Below are 18,061 nucleotides of genomic sequence, written 5' to 3'. Positions count from 1 at the left end.
GTATGAAATTAAATAAAAAACTAAGGATAGTGCTTTAATATTATAAAATTAAGTTGTTACCAAATTAAAATTAAATATATAAATTTTGGAGGGGTATATTATGTTAAAAAAGAAAATATCAATGCTTTTAGCGGCAACCTTGGTAACAGTCACATTTGTAAGTAGTAAACCTGTAAGTGCAAGTCCAATTGTTAAAAATGAAAATGTTAACCCTAAACAACAAGTACAAGTGGTTAACAATGAGAAACAAGCTAAAGAAGCTATTAACAAAAGTAAAGGACAAAAAGTAACTATCCTATATTATTGTGATGCAGATAATAATTTAGAACCATATTTATTAAATGATATAGAAGAGATGAAAAGAGGATATAATAATGATCCTAATTTAAATTTAATAGCATTAGTGGATAGAGCAAAGGGATATAGTAATGACAGCAAAACATTGGGAGAAGATTTTACTGATACACGTCTTTATAAAATAGAACATAATAGTACGAAAAGATTAGATGGTGGAAAAGAATTTCCTGAAATAACAGTAGACTCAAATTATGAAGCTAATATGGGAAATCCAGAAACACTTAAGAAATTTATTGATTATGGAAAAGCTAATTATAAGGCAGATAAATATGTTCTTATAATGTCTAATCATGGTGGTGGAGCAAAAAATAAACCTAATATGAAAAAGGAATTGAGTAAAGCAATTTGCTGGGATGATGATGCTCCAAATTCAGCAGAAGGCAAAGATGATTGTCTTTATATGGCTGAGATATCAGATAATTTAACAGAAAAACAATCTGTTGATGTTTTAACTTTTGATGCATGTTTAATGGGAACAGCAGAAGTTGCTTATCAATATAGACCAGGTAATGGTGGATTTTCCGCTGATACCATGGTAGCAGCAAGTCCATCAGTTTGGGGATATGGATTTAAATATGATAATATTTTTTCAAGAATAAAAGCTGGTGGAGAGACAAGTTATGAAAGCGATAAGACATTAGGAGGAAGAGAACGTTGTTTTGATCCAGCAACAATTACAAATGAACAAATAGGAGCTATCTTTGTAGAAGAGCAAAGGGATTCTACAAAATATAGAAATGATCAACAGTTAAGTTTTTATGATTTAAGTAAAGTTCAAGGAGTTAAAAATTCAATAGATAAATTATCCGTTAATTTAAGTAAGGAAAATGAAAAGGATGCTCTTGAAAAACTAAGAGGTAGTAAAAAGAATATATCTTTAATACATTATTTTAATGAATATGAAAGAGATAATGATGGTACATCATTAGAAGAAAATTTATGGATACAATATCCGTATTTTGACATATATGATTTATGTGAACAAATAACAAAGAGTAATGATTTTAGTAGACATACTAAAGAATTAGCAAGCAATGTTATGAAAAATGTAGATGACATGGTTGTTTACTCATTTGGTCAAAGGGCATACGATGGTAAAACCGGTTTTAAAGAAGGAAAAAATGGATTAAGTATATTTTTACCAGATGGTAGCAGAAGACTTAGAACAAGAAAAGGGTATATACCACATTGGGCATTTCAATATGGATATAATGCAATAGATACTCAAGCTTTAGTACAAAATGGTGACTATGGAAAGTTAAGTTGGTGTAGAGATGGAATAGACCCTGAGATAAACAAGGTTGGAAATTGGTTTGAGCTTTTAGATTCTTGGTTTGATATAAATAATGATAGTAGAGGTGGATTAAACGGCTATCAATGGTAATATAGAGTAAAATTTGTTTATAACTGAATAAAGACATAATATATAAAGCACTGTAAGAAATTTTTTACGGTGCTTTATTTTATATAAAAACAATAATAAAGTTTTTAACAAGGTATTTATAAAATATAATTTTGGAGGGGTTTTATGTTAAAAAAGAAAATAGCTATAATTTTAGCCACAGCTTTGGCAACAATTACATTTATGGGGGGGAAGACTGTAAATGCAGCTCCAATAACTAAAAATACTAAAGAAATAAATCAAAAAATACTTAAAGAGAATAAAGATCAAAAAGTAACTATTTTATATTATTGTGATGCAGATAATAACTTAGAACCAGATTTATTAGATGATATAGAAGAGATGAAAAGAGGATATAATAATAATCCTAATTTAAACTTAATTGCTTTAGTTGATAGAACTGAAGGATTTAGTAATGATTCTCATGTTTTAGGAGAAAATTTCGAAGATACTAGACTTTATAAAATTGAGCATAATAGTGTAAAAAGATTAGATGGAGGAAAAGAATTTCCAGAGATAACATTAAACTCGAATTATGAAGCTAATATGGGAGATCCTCAAACACTTAAAAAATTTATTGATTATGGAAAGGCTAATTACAAAGCAGATAAGTATGTTCTTATAATGGCTAATCATGGTGGTGGAGCAAAAAATAATAAAAAGATAAGTAGAGATATTTGCCAAGATATTACTAATTATGATGGAAATCAACCAGATATACTTTATAATGCAGAGATTTCAGATTGTTTGACAGAAAAACAATCTGTTGATTTGTTGGTCTTTGATGCATGTTTAATGGGAACAGCAGAAGTTGCTTATCAATATAGACCAGGTAATGGAGGATTTTCAGCTGATACAATGGTAGCATCAAGTCCATCAGTTAGAGGTTCAGGTTTACAATATGATACTATATTTTCAAGGTTGAAGGCTGGAGGAGAAGTAAGTAATGAAGATGATTCAACTTTAGGTGGTAAGGAACATTGTTTTGATCCAGCTACGGTTACAAATGAGCAACTAGGAGCTTTATTTATAGAAGAACAAAGAGATTCTGTAAATCAAAATTGGGAAACTGACCAATCATTAAGTTTTTATGATTTGTCTAAAGTTGAAAAAGTTAAAAAATCAGTAGATAAATTATCTATTAGCTTAAGTAAAGAAAATAAAAAGCAGGCAATAGAAAAACTAAGGGGAACAGGAAGAAAAGCTCCAGTAATGCATTATTTTGAGGAAAATCAGCCAATTTATTGGAGAGCATGCCCATATTTTGATTTATACGATTTATGTGAACAAATAAAAGATAGTAAAGATTTTAGTAATAATATAAAAAATCTAGCTACAGATGTTATGAATACTGTTGATGAAATGATAGTTTATTCCTTTGGTGGTCCTAAATTTAAAGGTAAAACTTCGTTTAAAGATAGCAAAAATGGATTAAGTATATTTTTACCTGATGGAGATAAAACATTCTATTCATATTATTCACCCAATGAGTTAACCCATTGGAGTACTCAAACTTGGTACAATTCAATAGATACAATAAAAGCGGGGTTAAAAACTCCTTATGGTAAATTAAGTTGGTGCAAAGATGGACAAGATCCTAGAATAAATAAAGTTGGAAATTGGTTTGAACTTTTAGATTCTTGGTTCGATAAATCAAATGGTAAAGATGGAGGAGTTAATCATTATCAATGGTAAGTCTTATGATATAAGATTTTTTATCTTATAAGAAATATAAAAAATTTAAAATATACCTTAAAGTAGTTATAAAGTAATAAAAAATTTAAACTACTTTAAGGTTTTTTTATTAACAGTATACATATATGATTTCAATAGAAGAAATTAAATAATCTATGATATAATATAAAAACCAATTTAAAATATTACTAAATTTTTTATGTTGATATATACTAATTAATAATAAAGGGAAAGGAGGACTGTTTTAAACAGATATAATTATATGGGAAAAAATTTTGGGAACTTACAAAAGGTTAGAAATGGAGAAAGAAGATTTAGTATAACTCCACATATTCCAGGGGGTTTTATAACACCTAAAAATTTGCAAAAAATAGCTGAAGTTACAGAAGAATATAATGGTGTTTTAAAAATAACTTCTGGTCAAAGAATAATGATTACTAATTTAAAGGAAGAAGATCTACCAGAAATTTGGGGAAAGTTAGGTATGGAGCCAGGAGTTAAAACTCAAAATTCAGTTAAAAATGTAGAGATGTGTCCGGCGGGATTTTGTAAAAGATCAAAATATAATACTATAGGAATGGGAATGAAATTATCTAAAAAGTATCAATGGATGGAGATGCCTTGCAGAACTAAAATAGGAGTATCAGGATGTAGAAATGCATGTGGAAGTGTTTATAGTAAAGATATAGGTGTTATAGCTGATAAAACAGGTCTTATTATAACTGCAGGAGGATCATGTGGATATAATCCTAGGTCAGCTAATATTATAGATATAGATTTAAGTGAAAGTGAAGCTATGAAGTTAATAGAATCTATAATTAATTATTATAAAGAGAATGCAGAATTAGGAGAAAAACTAGGCTTTTTTATTGATAGAATAGGAATTGACAAATTTAGAACAGATGTAAAGGAAAGAACAAACAGTATATAAAAATAATAAATTTAAAAGGATAAGGGAGTTAATTTAAAATATGAAGATATATTTGACTAATTCAGCTAAAAGTGATTTAAGTAAACTTTTAAGCGATAAAAATAATAAGGAATATATAAGAATAAGTAAAAAAACAGGAAATGTATGACAAGGTCCTATTATGGATTTAGCTTTGGATAAGCGAAATAATGATGATAGCGTATATGAAGTTGATAATTATAAGTTTATAATAAAAAAACAATTGGAGTTAGAATTTAGTGTTCTTTATGTAAATTATATAGATAATGAATATTATACAGGATATAGAATTGATACAGAAATGTTTTAGATAATTAAAAGGTATAAGGTCTGGTATATAAGAAGATACTAAAGTAAAAAAAGTAAGAAAGGAGAAAAGTAAATGAATCTTTATATAACAGACTCAGCTAAAAGAGAATTTGATGCTATATTAGCACAAGAAGGAAATGAACATAAGTTAATAAGATTTTATATAAAAAGAGTAAGCAGATGATATGGTCCTATTATAGGCGTGGTTCTGGATGAACCAGGAGAAAATGATAAGGTATATGAAGTTGAAGGAAATAGAATTATAATTAACTCAAGTTTAGAAAATCAGATAAAAAACATATATGTAGATTATATTAAAGATGGATATCATATAGGATATAAAATAGATTGTAATTAGAATAATTATTAAAAAAATTACCATATAAAAATATGGTAATTTTTTTAATTTAAAATATAATATGTAGATTTATACTAATATTTTAGTATGTTAATATACTAATAAAAGTGGTAATATTAAAATATAAAGGATTATTATGGAGGGATATTATGAGTAAAGTTATTCTTTTAAGCGGAAGTCCTAATGTTTATGGAAATAGTATGTTTGTACTTAAAGAATGTGCAAAGGTTATTGAAGAAAATGGAGTTGAAGCAGAGGTTGTTTCTATAGCGGGAATGAATTTAAAAGATTCTATGAATTATCAAGGTGGATATAATGATGATTTTGATGAAATAATAGAAAAAGTAAAAAATGCACAAGGTCTTATTGTAGCAAGTCCTGTTTATTGGGGAACAGCAAGGGCGGAAACAATGACAGCATTACAAAGAATTGCAATGGCATCAATTCATGAAGGAAACTTTTTATCACGTATGGTAGGCGGCCCTATAGCAATTGCTAGAAGAGGGGGGCTTACATCTACTATTGAAGAAATGATGATGTTTTACATGATAAATGATATGATAGTACCAGGTTCAACATACTGGAATATAGTTTTTGGAAAAGATCCAGGAGATGCATTAAAAGATGACGAGGGACTAAAAACGGTTAAAAGATTCTCTGAAAATGTAGCGTACTTAATAAATAAAATGTATTAAAAAATTTTAATATAAAAATAAGCTTGTCTTAACAGATAAGCTTATTTTTGTGTAATAGTATTTTATTATTGAAACATATAAAATAATTTAGTTCCATAGATACAAGTTAAGTTAAAAATTAATCCCATAGACACACCAAGTATTGTATTTATTATTGATATTTTAAGTATGGATTGTTTTGTAGGTATATCTAATTTTTTAGAGTTTTTTATAATTCTATATATAAAGAATATAGAAATTAACCAAGGAGTAATACCTTCAATGGAAAGTATAGGTATTAAGATAAGTATTAAGATAAACGGAATTGTTATAACAGGTAATTTCATACTTAATGCTCCTTTTTAAAATAATTTGATTCAATAATTTTGTTGCTATAGTAGGTTGCCTTAGAGAACATGTCTATTTCTTTTTTTGTTAGATTTTTTGATTTAATAGTACCATTAGGAAGAATGGCAAAATTCCTTTTTGTATTTAAAATATTCCTTCCCATAGTTGAATAAATGTACTTATCCTTCTCAACTCCTAGTAAATATGCAAGGGTAGGGGTTATATCTACTTCACCACCATAGGTATTTATGGTTTCTCCAGTATAATCTTTTGAATAGATTATTAAAGGAGTATTAAGATCATTTTTTTTACTCCATTTAGGAAGTCCTTTTATAGATTGTACTTGATCTTGAAAAAATTTATGCGGACCTTCATGATCTCCATAGAAAACAATAATTGAGTTTTCTAAAAGATTGTTATTTTCAAGGGAATTTATAAATTGACCAATAACTTTATCTGTATAATGAACAGATTCGAAATATTTTCCAATAACAGTTCCTTTTAGCTTATCAGGAATTTTTATATCTTTAAATTTTTCAGGCATGGAAAAAGGTGCATGATTACTTAAAGTTATTGAAAAACTATAAAAAGGATTTTTTTGTTGCTTCAATATAGGAACTAATTGTTTGAAAAAACTTCCATCACTAAGTCCTAATCCAATAGTTTCATCCATATTAAAATGACTAGAATCTATACATTTTTTAAAACCTATAGAACTAAGGGAAGGCAACCAATTCCAGTAAGAGCCTTTATCAGGATGAATTGCTATAGTGTTATATCCTATGTCCTCTAAAAGTTTAGGAAGAGAAGAAGGATATGTATTATTAGGATACCTAAAAAATGTGCTTCCACGTCTTACAGGAAAAATAGAGGTATTTGCAAGAAGTTCTGCATCGGAGGTAGTTCCTGCAAAGGTTTGCTCTTTTATATTATTAAAATATAAACTATTCTTTAAAAGTTTATTTAGATTTGGTGTAATTTCTTCACCATCTATAGATTTACCTATTACGAAATTTTCTAATGACTCTATTTGTATTGTAATAAGGTTTTTACCTTTGAATATTCCTTTATATTTATTGTCAGGTAATTTTTCGGCTTTAGCTTTAAACCAAGTTTCAATTTCTTTCTTTTCAGAGTTTGTAAGCGTATGCTTTCTACTATCTTTGTAAAAACTATATCCATCATATATATGAAATCCTATAGGGGTTAAGTTAAACATGTTTTGATCTTGAGTCCAAGTAGTAAAAAACAAATGTTGATCTGAAAAACAATTTTTAGATATATCTATTTTATAATGGGCATAAGGTAAATAAAACAAAGGTATAATAAATAAAATTAAAAAAGAAGAGAAATTTCTTTTAAAAGTTAAATAGTTATTTTTTATCTTAAAAAAGTACAATAATAAAATTAATATGTCCAATAAAAATATAAGATCTATTGGTCTAAACATAGCAAAAATACTATCTGAAAGGTTGTGTAAATTAGCTGTATAACTTAACATATGAAAAGTTAAAAAAGAACGATTACTTCTAAAATACCACAGATCACCAATCATTAGTATGGTTAATAAGATATCTAATATTATAATACTAAATAAGTGTTTTTTACCTTTAAAAAGATATGTAAAAGATAAAAACATGCATATAAAACTTAGATATACCATGATAGGGGGGACATTGAAAAACATGGTTTTGAAATTAAATTTTGATACATTATGATCACCCATAACAGCAAAAAATAAAAATATTTTAACTAAAATAGCTAAAATAGAATATATAAATGCTTTATCTTTAAAAATAAATTTTATATTTTTAAAAATATTACATAAACAGTTAGGTATTTTTATGGTTTTATAGGATGTATTTATATTGTCCAATTGAGTACCTCTTTTCTATAAGAATATATAAACTATTATACTAGATTCTAGTAAAGTTTTTAATCTTTAAAGTTGTTTTTGGTTAAATTTTTATGTAAGTAAATCTTTTAATAAAATTTGTTATGTATTTTATTAATATGCAAGTAGTAATAATTATAAAGAATTTTAATAATATTAATTTTAATAAATTTGAATTACTGAGTTCTATGAAAGAATTATACTTAAAAAGTATATTCCAAGGAATTATATTAGTTTCTAAAAAATGAACGCATAAAATAATCAAAGAATTTTTACCAACATATATAAAAAAAGTACTTAATAACTTTATATTGCTCAGAAAATTCCATAAATATATAACTAATATACTACCGCTAATGGAACCAGTACAAAAAATAATGAAATCTCTATATATACGTAGATTAATGTCAAAGGCACAATTAATAATGCATATATACCATAAAAATATCATAATTAATATGGATGAGATAGAGAGTTTGTTTAAGGTAACTTTTTGATTATTTAGAGTATAACCTATAAAAAAGAATAACTGACATACTAGGGCTAAATCCAATCCCCAGGGAAGAAAAGATATATTCTTTAAAATATATCCCATTATAACTAAAAACATTAAAACTAAAATTTGTTTAAAGATATTTTTATTTTTTACAACTTTTAGAAATAAATTAAATATTAAACGTGTAAGAAATAAAGTTGGTAAAAACCAAAGACAACCTACTGAACCTAAGTAGGGAATAAATACAGGTACAGGACCTGAACCATATAAAATGGTTAATAATGATACTTTAAATATATAGTATGAATTAAAAGGAAATTTTAAAAGATTATATATTAGAAGAATCAGTAAAGTGATTATATATGGTAGAAGTAATCGTTTAAGATCTTTTAAAATAAGATCCAAAAAGTTTTTTTCTTTAAAAAGATATCCTGAAATAATAAAAAATAAAGGTATATGGAATGAGTAAATAATGTGCCATATATGGGCTTTATGTCCTATGTATGGGGTACAATGTCCTAAAATGACCAATAAAATGGCTATTCCTCTTAGTGAATCAATCCAATCTAATCTTTTGTGCATATTCTTTTATGACTCCTTTAAAAGTTTAATTGATAAATAGTTTAAAAGTATACTTTATCATATTAAAATATAAAAAATAGAGTTGTTGATAAATTTATAATATTAAATAAAATTATCAGCAACTCTAATTAAAAATATAAAGAAATTATAATTTTCTTATGTTTAATATATGAATTTCATACCAAAGTATGTAAATTATAATAGTCCAAAGTTTACGGCTATAATCTCCATGTCCTTCTTTATGAAGTTCTAAGAGATTTAGAGCAAAAGATTTATCAAAAATATCCAATGGTGTGTTTTGAATTGTATTTTTTGCCCAAGAATATAGTTCATTTTTAAACCATACTCTAATAGGAACAGGATATCCTAATTTTTTTCTATCGTATAAATAAGATGGTAATATATCTTTAAAAGCCTCTCTTAGTAAATGTTTAGTTGTAAAGTTATTTATTTTATCTTCTTTATGTAATTTTGAGCAAAGGTCAAAAACTTCTTTATCTAAAAAAGGTACTCTTACTTCTAATGAATGTGCCATAGACATTCTATCAGTTTTAGATAAAATATCTCCAATAAGCCAAGTGTTTAAATCTATATATTGTCTTTGAGAAACCGGATCTAGATTTTTTACAGAGTTAAAAAGAGAATCCGTTACCTTTAAATGAGACTTTTTTATATAGTTTTTTTCTATAAGTTTAAATTTTTCTCTATCCTCGAAAATATTTGCATTTCCTATATATCTATCTTTTAATTCTGTACATCCTCTTATTAAAAAACTCCTACCTTTCATATTAATAGGAAGGTTATTGTAGGCTATTTTAGCTATTATTTGCTTTAATTTCTTAGGTATGTATTTAAAGACCTTTAAAGAATTTTCTTCAGTATATATGTTATAGCCTCCAAAAAGTTCATCAGAACCTTCTCCAGAAAGAACAACCTTAAAATATTTGCTAGCCTCTTTAGTTACAAAATATAAAGGTATTATTGAAGGATCTGCAACTGGAATATCCATATGATAAACTATATTATATATTTCTTCTAATAAATCTTCATGGTTTATTGTTAAATTGATATTTTTAACACCTATATCTTGGGCAAATTGTTTTGCTAAAGGTACTTCATTATAATTATCCATTTGGAATCCAATAGAAAATGTGGTAAGGTTACTATTAAATTCACTAGCGAGTTTTGTAATTATAGAAGAATCAATTCCTCCAGATAAAAAAGTTGCCACTGGAACATCACTTTGAAGATGTTTTTCTACAGAATTTCTAAGCGTATCCACGATTTCTTTTTTTAGATCTTCCTTATTAGTTTTTTTACAAGGAGTTAAAGCGGGATTGAAAAATCTAACAATTTCTAATTCATTATTTTTATTATTTGATAAAGAATTTAAAATTTCTTTTTTGTTTGTTATATAGCAACCAGCAGGTACACAATGTATGTCCTCAACAGGTGTACTAGGTTCAGGGATATATTGAAAAGAAAGATAATTATTTAAACCCAGAATATTTAATTGTTTATCTGAAAATTTATAAATTGCTTTTGCCTCTGAACTAAATACTACTCCATCCTTAAGTTGCATATAATAAATTGGTTTAATTCCAAAGTAATCTCTATAGGCAACAAATTTATTTTTTTGCCTATCAAAAATTATTATAGCGAACATACCACGAAGTTTATTTATAAAAGACTCTCCCCATTTATCATAGGCAAAGGTTATAGTTTCTACCTCTGTATTATCAACAAAAGAATAGTCTTCTTTTAGTTCGTCTATTATGTCTTTGTAATTATAAATTTCACCGTTAAAGACTGTAACGTACCTATTTTTATAATGAAATGGCTGATTTCCTGTATTTAAATCTAATATACTTAATCTATTAAAGGACATAAAAAAATTTTTATCTACAAAAGAATTATGTTTATCAGGTCCTCTATGAATAATTGTTTTAGAACAATCTTCTAGGCTATTTATAGTATCTGTTTGTAAATTTTTATTTGAAAAAAAACATATAAAACCACACAAAATAAAAAAACCTCCTTAGTAATTCTTATTTATGTAAATAAGAATATACTAAGGGTATATTAGAAATATAATAAAAATGTAATGAAGTTGTAAATTCGTATTTTAATTCTTATATATAAGATCTACTTTTTTAGAATGAGTATCTATTAAAACAAAGTAGGAAACATTATTAATAGATACATTAGCTTTTCCCATGTAATTTTGAAAGGTATAATCTATTAATTTAATATTTTTAATATCTTCTCTAAAAAAATTTTTTAAAATGATAAGAACATCATCGCGTGATAGTAGTTCTTGGGATTCGGTAAAAGTAGTGATGCCAGTTGTATCTATATGAAGAACCAATCCGGAAATTGTATCTATGGAAACTAAGTATATATTATTATCATTATTTCTAAGATAGACATTCCAAGTATAAGTTCTCTTTTCGTTGTTATATACTACATAAGTATCGTATGAAATTATACTCTTTGGGGATATTTCAAAATATTTATTTAGTATAGAATATGCTAAAGATGTAGCCTCAGATTTACTTAAATTTTTACCTAAACTTTTTAAAATATTTACATCCTTGATATTAATATTAGCATGTTCTTCTGCTATAATATATAATTTATCTTTAACAACATGTCGTTGAGTACAGGCAATTAAAGTCAAGAAGATCATGATTAATCCAATAAATATAAAAAATCTTTTTATATACATAAGGTTACCTTTGTACCTTTATTTAATTCACTTTCAATAGTAATAGTTATTTTAAGTAAATCACATATTTTATAAACTATAGACATTCCTAATCCAACTCCTTGATTTTTTTTTGCTCTTGATTTATCCACAACGTAAAAAGGTTCTTTAATTTTATCTAAATCCTTTTTGGGTATACCTATTCCAAAATCTATTATTTCTATATATTTTTTAGAATCTTTTAAATAAGAATTTATAATAATATTACTATTTTCAGAGGATGCTTTAATTGCATTATCAATTAAGTTTAGTAATAATACTTTAAAAAGCTCTTCATCTACAAATAGCTTAAAATCATTTATATTACTCAATAAGGAAATTTTTCGCATATTTGCTTTAGGTGTTATTGAGTTTATACAATCAATTATCAAAGAATTTGTAGAATAAGTTTTTTTATTAATAGAGGTACCAGTAATTAAAAATAAGTCCATAAGAACAAAGGATAAATTTTCTAAACGTTTACCTTCAGATTTTATATAGTTAAGACATTTTAAGTTAGTTTCACTATCTATATTTTTTACATTTAACAGGAAGTCTGAATATCCAATAATTGAGGTTAAAGGAGTTTTTAGTTCATGGGTGAAACTTTGAATGAAGTTTTGTTTATTTTCACTTTCTTCTCTTAATATTTTTAAATTTTCTTTTAAGCTCTCTTGCATAGTGTTAATTTCATTTTCTAAAATTTTTATTTCATAAAAAGTCTTTTTATTGAATTTGGGACAAATTTTATTTTCATCTTTAAAAATGTTAATTTTATTTATTAATTCTGTAATAGATTTACTAAGTTTTTTACTTATTATTAACATAGAAGTTCCCATTAAAATTATAAAGATTATTAAAAGATTTAATGAGAATTTATAATCTTCTGTCCGTCTAAGGAATGTATCAGAGATATCTGATATATATGTTAAGATATAATTTTGATTAGAATTTACTTTAATAGGAGTAACAATAAATATAAATTCTTTATTCTGTATGTCTCTAATTATATATTTCATATGTTTGGACTTATTTTCTAATTCTTCACGTTTTGCTATATCAAATGGAAAATTAGAATAGATTTTTTTGTTGTGATCATCCGTAAATTCTACATAAGTATCCTTAGAGTATTTTAAGTATTCATTTAATTTTATAGAAATAAAAGTTTTAGCTTTTTTAGTAAAAAGTATATCCTTTTCAGATGTAGGTTCTTCCGGATCAGGTGTATTCAAAAAGTCTAATATAGTACTTTCTAAAAATAATTGTAGATGTTTTGTGTTTGAGATATCTTTTTTTATATTATTATTTAAAGTGATATTATAACTATTTTGTATTAATATAAATTGAGATAGTATAAATAATGTTCCACAAACTAGTGTTGACCATAAAAAGAAACTTTTCCAAATTTTCATATTTATATATTCCTTAAAGTTAAGTTATTTTTTTAAGTTTATAACCAAGTTTATATACAGTTATAATTTCATCTTCTAAATTAAGTTTTTGGCGTAATTTGGAAATATGCATATCGATTGTACGGGTTCCACCACTAAATGAATATCCCCAAATATGATCTAAAAGAGTTTCACGTTTAAAAGCTATATCTTGGTTTTTAAGTAACAACAATAAAAGTTCAAATTCTTTAATAGTTAATTCTACAGACATATCATTTAATTTAACAGTTCGTTCATTTTCATTTAGTTCAAGGTTTTTGTAAATAATGTTGTTATTTATAGGATCTTCTTTTTGACATCTTCTTAGAAGAGCCTCTACTCTTGCTAAAAGTTCCATACTTTCAAAAGGTTTTGTTATGTAATCATCTGCACCTAACTTTAAACCACGAACCTTATCTATTGTCTCAAACTTAGCTGATAGTATGATTATGCCCATGGATTTTTTATTTATTTTGTCCAATATTTCAAAACCATCCATTTTAGGTAACATAATATCTATTAATAATAGATCATAGGTACTGGATTGTAACATATTAAAACCTTCTAATCCATCACTAGCAGTGTGTATTTCATGTCCTATTAAAGATAGATTCATTTTTATTAAATCTAAAATAGGTAATTCATCTTCAATAATAAGTATTTTACTCAAATAATTCACCTCTAGTTATTTATAAAAATTTAACACAAATATTATAATATAATTTTAAACTATTTAATAACCTAAATTTATTACAGAGTGGTTAAATTTATCATAAAGAGGTTAAAAATTATATATTGACAAAATATAATAAGAATATTAGAATTTTCTTATATTCTTATTAAGTAAAGGAGAATATTTATGGAGGATACTGTAAAGATATTTAAGGCATTGGCTCATCCTGTAAGATTAAAAATTATTAAAAAACTAATGACAGGAGAATGTTGTGTTTGTAAGTTAAATGAAGATGTAGAGTTTAGTCAGTCAAATGTATCTCAACATCTTAGAGTTTTAAAAGATGCTAAAATTTTAATAGCTAGAAAAGATGGTATGAAAACTTGTTATAGTATTAAAGATTCCAAGATTTTAGAAATCGTAAAATTAGTTGAAGATCTTAATAGTAAATAGTGTTATATGTTTAAAAAATAAAGCCATAAAGAATTAGAATAAAAAAGAAGTTCATAAAAGATACTAAATGTATATATTATAAATGGAGGAATTTTAAATGAAAGAACTAAATGAAAACATATTTGAAGAAGAGGTAAAGAAAAGTAGTATACCAGTTGTAGTTGATTTTTGGGCACCTTGGTGTGGACCATGTAAAATGCTTACTCCAGTTATGGAGGAACTAGGAAAAAAATATGATGGAAAAATAAAAGTTGTTAAAGTTAATGTAGATGAAAATCAAGGTCTTGCTAGGGAATATGGAGTTGCAAGTATACCAACTCTAATTGTTTTTAAAGAAGGGAACAGTATAGAAACTAGTGTAGGTTTTAAGCCACAAGCAGCTATTGAACAAATGATAGAAAAATATTTATAGTAATATGATTAAAGCAATATAATGAAAGGGGATTAAATATGGAAAATAGATATGATATTGCTATAGTAGGTAGTGGACCAGCAGGAATTTCTGCTGCTATAAATGCTAAGATTAGGAATAAAAATGTTATTATATTTGGACAAAAAAATTTGAGTAATAAATTGATAAAAGCCCCTAAAGTTAATAATTACTTAGGTTTTTATGATGTTACGGGATTAGAATTAAAAGAAAAAATTCAGACTCACATGGATAAAATGGATGTAAATGTAACTTATGAAAGAATAAATAACATATATGCAATGGGTAATTATTTTGCTCTTATGGTTAACGAAAAAATCTACGAAGCTACAACCGTAATATTGGCTACAGGAGTGGAATTTTCAAAACCTATAAAAGGAGAGGAAGAATTACTAGGAAAAGGTGTGGGATACTGCGCTACTTGTGATGCACCCTTGTATAAGGGAAAGATAGTTACTGTGGTTGGCTATAATAAAGAAGCAGAGGAAGAAGCTAATTATGTTAGTGAACTTACAAAAAAGCTTTATTATATTCCTATGTATAGTGGAGAGTACAATTTAAATAGTGAAATTGAAGTAGTAAAGGATAGACCTTATGAGGTTGTAGGAGAGAGTAAGGTAGAAAAAATTATTACAAAAAGTAGAGAAATAGAAACAGATGGAGTATTTTTTCTAAGGGATAGTGTATCACCTAATCAGCTGGTACCAGGAATTGAGGTTGATGGTGCACATATAAAGGTAAATAGAAAAATGGAAACTAATCTTCAAGGTCTTTATGCGGCAGGAGATTGCATAGGAAAACCTTATCAATACATGAAGGCAGCAGGAGAAGGTCAAGTAGCCGTTTTAAATGCAGTATCATATATTGACGAATTAAAAAATAATATAAATAATAAATAGTTTATAAAGGTGAGGAATAGGTTTAATTTTAAAACTTATTCCTTATTTTTATATTATATGGAACAATTGAATATAATTGTTATAAGAAGTAAAATAAAAGTTATAAATTAAAATTATGTATTTGGGGGAAAATCATATGTTACTTATTAAAAATGGTAAAATTTTTACTATGGAAGGAATTGTATTAGAAGAAAGTTCTATTTTAATTAAAAATGGAAAAATAGAAGAGATAGGCAAAGAAATTAAAATTACTAAAGATGTAGAAGTAATAGATGCAAAAGGCAAAATTGTTATGCCAGGTTTTATAGATGCACATACTCATATTGCTATTTTAGAAGATGGAATAGGATTTGAAGGTAGTGATATAAATGAGATGACCGATCCAATTACACCTGAGCTAAGAGCAATAGATGCTATTAACCCAATGGATACTGCTTTAAAAGATGCCTATAAATCAGGTGTTACCTGTGCTGCTGTTGGTCCTGGTAGTGCTAACATTATCGGAGGACAATTTGCAACTATTAAGACCTATGGAAAAAGAATAGATAATATGATAATTAAGGCACCTACCGCTATGAAATGTGCTTTCGGAGAAAATCCTAAGAGAGTTTACAACAGTAAAGGAAAATCACCTATGACAAGAATGGCTACGGCAGCTTTGTTTAGAGAAATATTAATGAAAACTAAAGAGTATGATAGAAAAATTAAAAGTGCAGGAGAGGATGAGAGTAAGAGGCCTAAGTTTGATATAAAATTAGAATCTATGCTTCCTGTAATTCATGGAGAAATTCCATTAAAGGCTCATGCACATAGAGCAGATGATATATTTACTGCAATAAGAATAGCTAAAGAGTTTGGGCTTAAGCTTACATTAGATCACTGTACAGAAGGACATTTGATAGCAGATGAACTAGCAAAAGAAGGATATGACACAATTGTAGGACCAAGTTTAACCAGTAAATCAAAGTATGAATTAAGAGAAAAATCTTTTAAAACTCCAGGAGTTTTAAGTAAAGCGGGATTAAAGGTTGCCATAACAACAGATTGTCCAGTTATACCATTAGAATATCTTCCAATATGCGCATCTTTAGCTGTTAAATCAGGTATGGATAGAGAAGAAGCCTTAAAGGCTATAACAATAAATCCAGCACAAATTTTAGGTATAGATCATAGAGTTGGTAGCATTAAAAAAGGAAAGGATGCAGATATCGTTATATTTGATGGAGACCCATTAGAAATACAAAGTAAAGTACTTTATACAATTGTAGATGGAAACATTATATATAAATTAGATATATAGGTTAAATTGTATAGTCTAATTTTGGGGTATAAAAATATTTAATAAGGCAGATGTTGAACAGTGAAAAAAGGATATTTATATATAGCTTTAGGTGCATTTATTTTTAGTACTATGGAGATAGCAGGAAAAATAGCTAATAGTGATTTTAATCCATTTCAACTTAATTTTTTAAGATTTTTAATAGGAGGATTAATATTATTAATACCTAGTATAAGAATTTTAAAAAACAAAAAGATAAAGTTAACTAAAAGTGATATAAAATATTTTCTTTTAACAGGTTTGTTATGTGTTGTGATAAGTATGTCAGTTTTGCAAGTTGCCATTGGTTATACCAAGGCATCTATAGTAGCTATTTTATTTAGTACAAATCCAGTCTTTACAATACCATTTGCTTGTTTGATCTTAAAAGAAAAATTAAATAAAAGCAATATTATTTCAATTAGTATAAGTTTAGTAGGTATTGCTTGTATTTTGAATCCATTAAATTTAAAATTGAGTATTTCTGATTTGCAAGGTATTGGACTAGCAGTTTTATCCGCAGTAACTTTTTCATTATATAGTGTACTTGTAAAAACTAAATCACATAAGTTTGGAAGTATAGTTATTAATGGTGTGTCCTTTTTAGTAGGAGATTTTTTAATGTTGATTTTAATTTTATTATCTAAATTACCTATATTTAAAGGTATATCTAAAACTGAAACAGGGGCTATGTTGTACAATATACCTATTTTTAAAGGCATAAGTATGGATAATTTGCTTATATTACTTTACTTAGGGGTAATAGTAACAGGACTTGGATATGTATTTTATTTTTTAGCTATGGATAAAACATCTGTGGTTATGTCATCATTGGTGTTTTTTGTAAAACCTGCATTGGCACCTATTTTAGCATTTTTTATATTAAAAGAAGGAATACCAATGAATACAATTCTAGGAATAATGTTTATATTATTTGGTTCTTTTATAATGCTTAAATATAAAAATCATAATAAAGTTAAAGATAATTCATGTGTTCATTAATATAGTTTTTATTGAAAAAAGTTTTGCACAAGAGTATTATCGTATT

Annotated in this window: 18 protein-coding genes; 11 read left to right on the top strand and 7 right to left on the bottom strand. The window is 26.3% G+C overall.

Features of this window, described 5'->3' with window-relative positions:
- Positions 1–100 precede the first annotated feature (100 nt).
- The 6 genes from cloSI (QOZ93_RS06575) (at position 101) to QOZ93_RS06550 (ending at position 5,765) form a co-directional block, all read left to right on the top strand.
- Positions 101–1,741: a clostripain gene (cloSI, locus tag QOZ93_RS06575; RefSeq protein ID WP_307355588.1), complete on the top strand. Its 1,641-nt coding sequence runs from the start codon at positions 101–103 to the stop codon at positions 1,739–1,741.
- Positions 1,742–1,885: 144 nt separating this feature from the next.
- Positions 1,886–3,454, top strand: coding sequence for a clostripain (gene cloSI, locus QOZ93_RS06570; RefSeq protein WP_307355587.1), 1,569 nt, complete (start codon positions 1,886–1,888; stop codon positions 3,452–3,454).
- Positions 3,455–3,716: 262 nt separating this feature from the next.
- Positions 3,717–4,385 (top strand): nitrite/sulfite reductase domain-containing protein, encoded by a 669-nt coding sequence (locus tag QOZ93_RS06565; protein WP_307355586.1) that lies wholly within the window; start codon positions 3,717–3,719, stop codon positions 4,383–4,385.
- Between the two features lie 160 nt (positions 4,386–4,545).
- On the top strand, positions 4,546–4,713 hold the full coding sequence (locus QOZ93_RS06560) for a hypothetical protein (RefSeq protein WP_162630400.1): 168 nt from the start codon (positions 4,546–4,548) through the stop codon (positions 4,711–4,713).
- 201 nt (positions 4,714–4,914) lie between these two features.
- Positions 4,915–5,070, top strand: coding sequence for a hypothetical protein (locus QOZ93_RS06555; RefSeq protein ID WP_162630399.1), 156 nt, complete (start codon positions 4,915–4,917; stop codon positions 5,068–5,070).
- A 149-nt stretch (positions 5,071–5,219) separates the two neighbouring features.
- Entirely contained in the window at positions 5,220–5,765 is a 546-nt protein-coding gene (locus QOZ93_RS06550; RefSeq protein ID WP_307355585.1) for a flavodoxin family protein, read from the top strand.
- 65 nt (positions 5,766–5,830) lie between these two features.
- Here QOZ93_RS06550 and QOZ93_RS06545 read toward each other — a convergent pair whose 3' ends face one another.
- The 7 genes from QOZ93_RS06545 to QOZ93_RS06520 form a co-directional block, all read right to left on the bottom strand.
- Positions 5,831–6,091, bottom strand: coding sequence for a hypothetical protein (locus tag QOZ93_RS06545; RefSeq protein ID WP_111943113.1), 261 nt, complete (start codon positions 6,089–6,091; stop codon positions 5,831–5,833).
- Between the two features lie 2 nt (positions 6,092–6,093).
- The gene (locus tag QOZ93_RS06540; protein ID WP_307355584.1) at positions 6,094–7,968 is read right to left on the bottom strand and encodes an LTA synthase family protein; all 1,875 of its coding nucleotides are present in this window, start codon (positions 7,966–7,968) and stop codon (positions 6,094–6,096) included.
- Positions 7,969–8,050: 82 nt separating this feature from the next.
- Positions 8,051–9,064, bottom strand: coding sequence for an acyltransferase family protein (locus QOZ93_RS14075; RefSeq protein ID WP_422723875.1), 1,014 nt, complete (start codon positions 9,062–9,064; stop codon positions 8,051–8,053).
- A 145-nt stretch (positions 9,065–9,209) separates the two neighbouring features.
- Positions 9,210–11,087: an asparagine synthase (glutamine-hydrolyzing) gene (gene asnB, locus QOZ93_RS06535; RefSeq protein ID WP_307355583.1), complete on the bottom strand. Its 1,878-nt coding sequence runs from the start codon at positions 11,085–11,087 to the stop codon at positions 9,210–9,212.
- Between the two features lie 102 nt (positions 11,088–11,189).
- Positions 11,190–11,792, bottom strand: coding sequence for a hypothetical protein (locus QOZ93_RS06530; RefSeq protein ID WP_307355582.1), 603 nt, complete (start codon positions 11,790–11,792; stop codon positions 11,190–11,192).
- Positions 11,783–13,222, bottom strand: coding sequence for a sensor histidine kinase (locus tag QOZ93_RS06525; RefSeq protein ID WP_307355581.1), 1,440 nt, complete (start codon positions 13,220–13,222; stop codon positions 11,783–11,785). The genes QOZ93_RS06530 and QOZ93_RS06525 overlap by 10 nt, the downstream gene beginning before the upstream one ends.
- A 19-nt stretch (positions 13,223–13,241) precedes the next feature.
- A complete protein-coding gene (locus tag QOZ93_RS06520; protein ID WP_307355580.1) occupies positions 13,242–13,910 on the bottom strand; it encodes a response regulator transcription factor in 669 nt (222 codons plus the stop codon).
- Between the two features lie 189 nt (positions 13,911–14,099).
- On the opposite strand from QOZ93_RS06520, the gene QOZ93_RS06515 reads away from it, so the two are divergent.
- The 5 genes from QOZ93_RS06515 to QOZ93_RS06495 all read left to right on the top strand — a co-directional run bounded on the left by QOZ93_RS06515 (position 14,100) and on the right by QOZ93_RS06495 (position 18,015).
- The gene (locus QOZ93_RS06515) at positions 14,100–14,366 is read left to right on the top strand and encodes an ArsR/SmtB family transcription factor (RefSeq protein WP_307355579.1); all 267 of its coding nucleotides are present in this window, start codon (positions 14,100–14,102) and stop codon (positions 14,364–14,366) included.
- A gap of 97 nt (positions 14,367–14,463) precedes the next feature.
- The gene (trxA, locus tag QOZ93_RS06510) at positions 14,464–14,778 is read left to right on the top strand and encodes a thioredoxin (protein WP_307355578.1); all 315 of its coding nucleotides are present in this window, start codon (positions 14,464–14,466) and stop codon (positions 14,776–14,778) included.
- 38 nt (positions 14,779–14,816) lie between these two features.
- Positions 14,817–15,695, top strand: coding sequence for an NAD(P)/FAD-dependent oxidoreductase (locus QOZ93_RS06505; RefSeq protein WP_307355577.1), 879 nt, complete (start codon positions 14,817–14,819; stop codon positions 15,693–15,695).
- A gap of 136 nt (positions 15,696–15,831) precedes the next feature.
- Positions 15,832–16,995, top strand: a complete 1,164-nt coding sequence (locus QOZ93_RS06500; RefSeq protein ID WP_307355576.1) for an amidohydrolase — start codon at positions 15,832–15,834, stop codon at positions 16,993–16,995.
- Positions 16,996–17,055: 60 nt separating this feature from the next.
- Entirely contained in the window at positions 17,056–18,015 is a 960-nt protein-coding gene (locus tag QOZ93_RS06495; RefSeq protein WP_307355575.1) for a DMT family transporter, read from the top strand.
- The last annotated feature ends 46 nt before the right edge of the window (positions 18,016–18,061 follow it).

Source organism: Hathewaya limosa, from assembly GCF_030815255.1.
GTDB lineage: Bacteria > Bacillota > Clostridia > Clostridiales > Clostridiaceae > Hathewaya > Hathewaya limosa.
The sequence above is the reverse complement of the archived record's forward strand: the minus strand, read 5'-3'. Positions and strand labels throughout refer to the sequence as shown.

What these genes read in the sequence shown, in the direction of transcription:
- cloSI (WP_307355588.1), top strand. Translation starts at nt 101, where the DNA reads ATGTTAAAAAAGAAAATATCAATGCTTTTAGCGGCAACCTTGGTAACA.
- cloSI (WP_307355587.1), top strand. Translation starts at nt 1,886, where the DNA reads ATGTTAAAAAAGAAAATAGCTATAATTTTAGCCACAGCTTTGGCAACA.
- QOZ93_RS06565 (WP_307355586.1), top strand. Translation starts at nt 3,717, where the DNA reads ATGGGAAAAAATTTTGGGAACTTACAAAAGGTTAGAAATGGAGAAAGA.
- QOZ93_RS06560 (WP_162630400.1), top strand. Translation starts at nt 4,546, where the DNA reads ATGGATTTAGCTTTGGATAAGCGAAATAATGATGATAGCGTATATGAA.
- QOZ93_RS06550 (WP_307355585.1), top strand. Translation starts at nt 5,220, where the DNA reads ATGAGTAAAGTTATTCTTTTAAGCGGAAGTCCTAATGTTTATGGAAAT.
- QOZ93_RS06545 (WP_111943113.1), bottom strand. Translation starts at nt 6,091, where the DNA reads ATGAAATTACCTGTTATAACAATTCCGTTTATCTTAATACTTATCTTA.
- QOZ93_RS14075 (WP_422723875.1), bottom strand. Translation starts at nt 9,064, where the DNA reads ATGCACAAAAGATTAGATTGGATTGATTCACTAAGAGGAATAGCCATT.
- QOZ93_RS06530 (WP_307355582.1), bottom strand. Translation starts at nt 11,792, where the DNA reads ATGTATATAAAAAGATTTTTTATATTTATTGGATTAATCATGATCTTC.
- QOZ93_RS06525 (WP_307355581.1), bottom strand. Translation starts at nt 13,222, where the DNA reads ATGAAAATTTGGAAAAGTTTCTTTTTATGGTCAACACTAGTTTGTGGA.
- QOZ93_RS06515 (WP_307355579.1), top strand. Translation starts at nt 14,100, where the DNA reads ATGGAGGATACTGTAAAGATATTTAAGGCATTGGCTCATCCTGTAAGA.
- trxA (WP_307355578.1), top strand. Translation starts at nt 14,464, where the DNA reads ATGAAAGAACTAAATGAAAACATATTTGAAGAAGAGGTAAAGAAAAGT.
- QOZ93_RS06505 (WP_307355577.1), top strand. Translation starts at nt 14,817, where the DNA reads ATGGAAAATAGATATGATATTGCTATAGTAGGTAGTGGACCAGCAGGA.
- QOZ93_RS06500 (WP_307355576.1), top strand. Translation starts at nt 15,832, where the DNA reads ATGTTACTTATTAAAAATGGTAAAATTTTTACTATGGAAGGAATTGTA.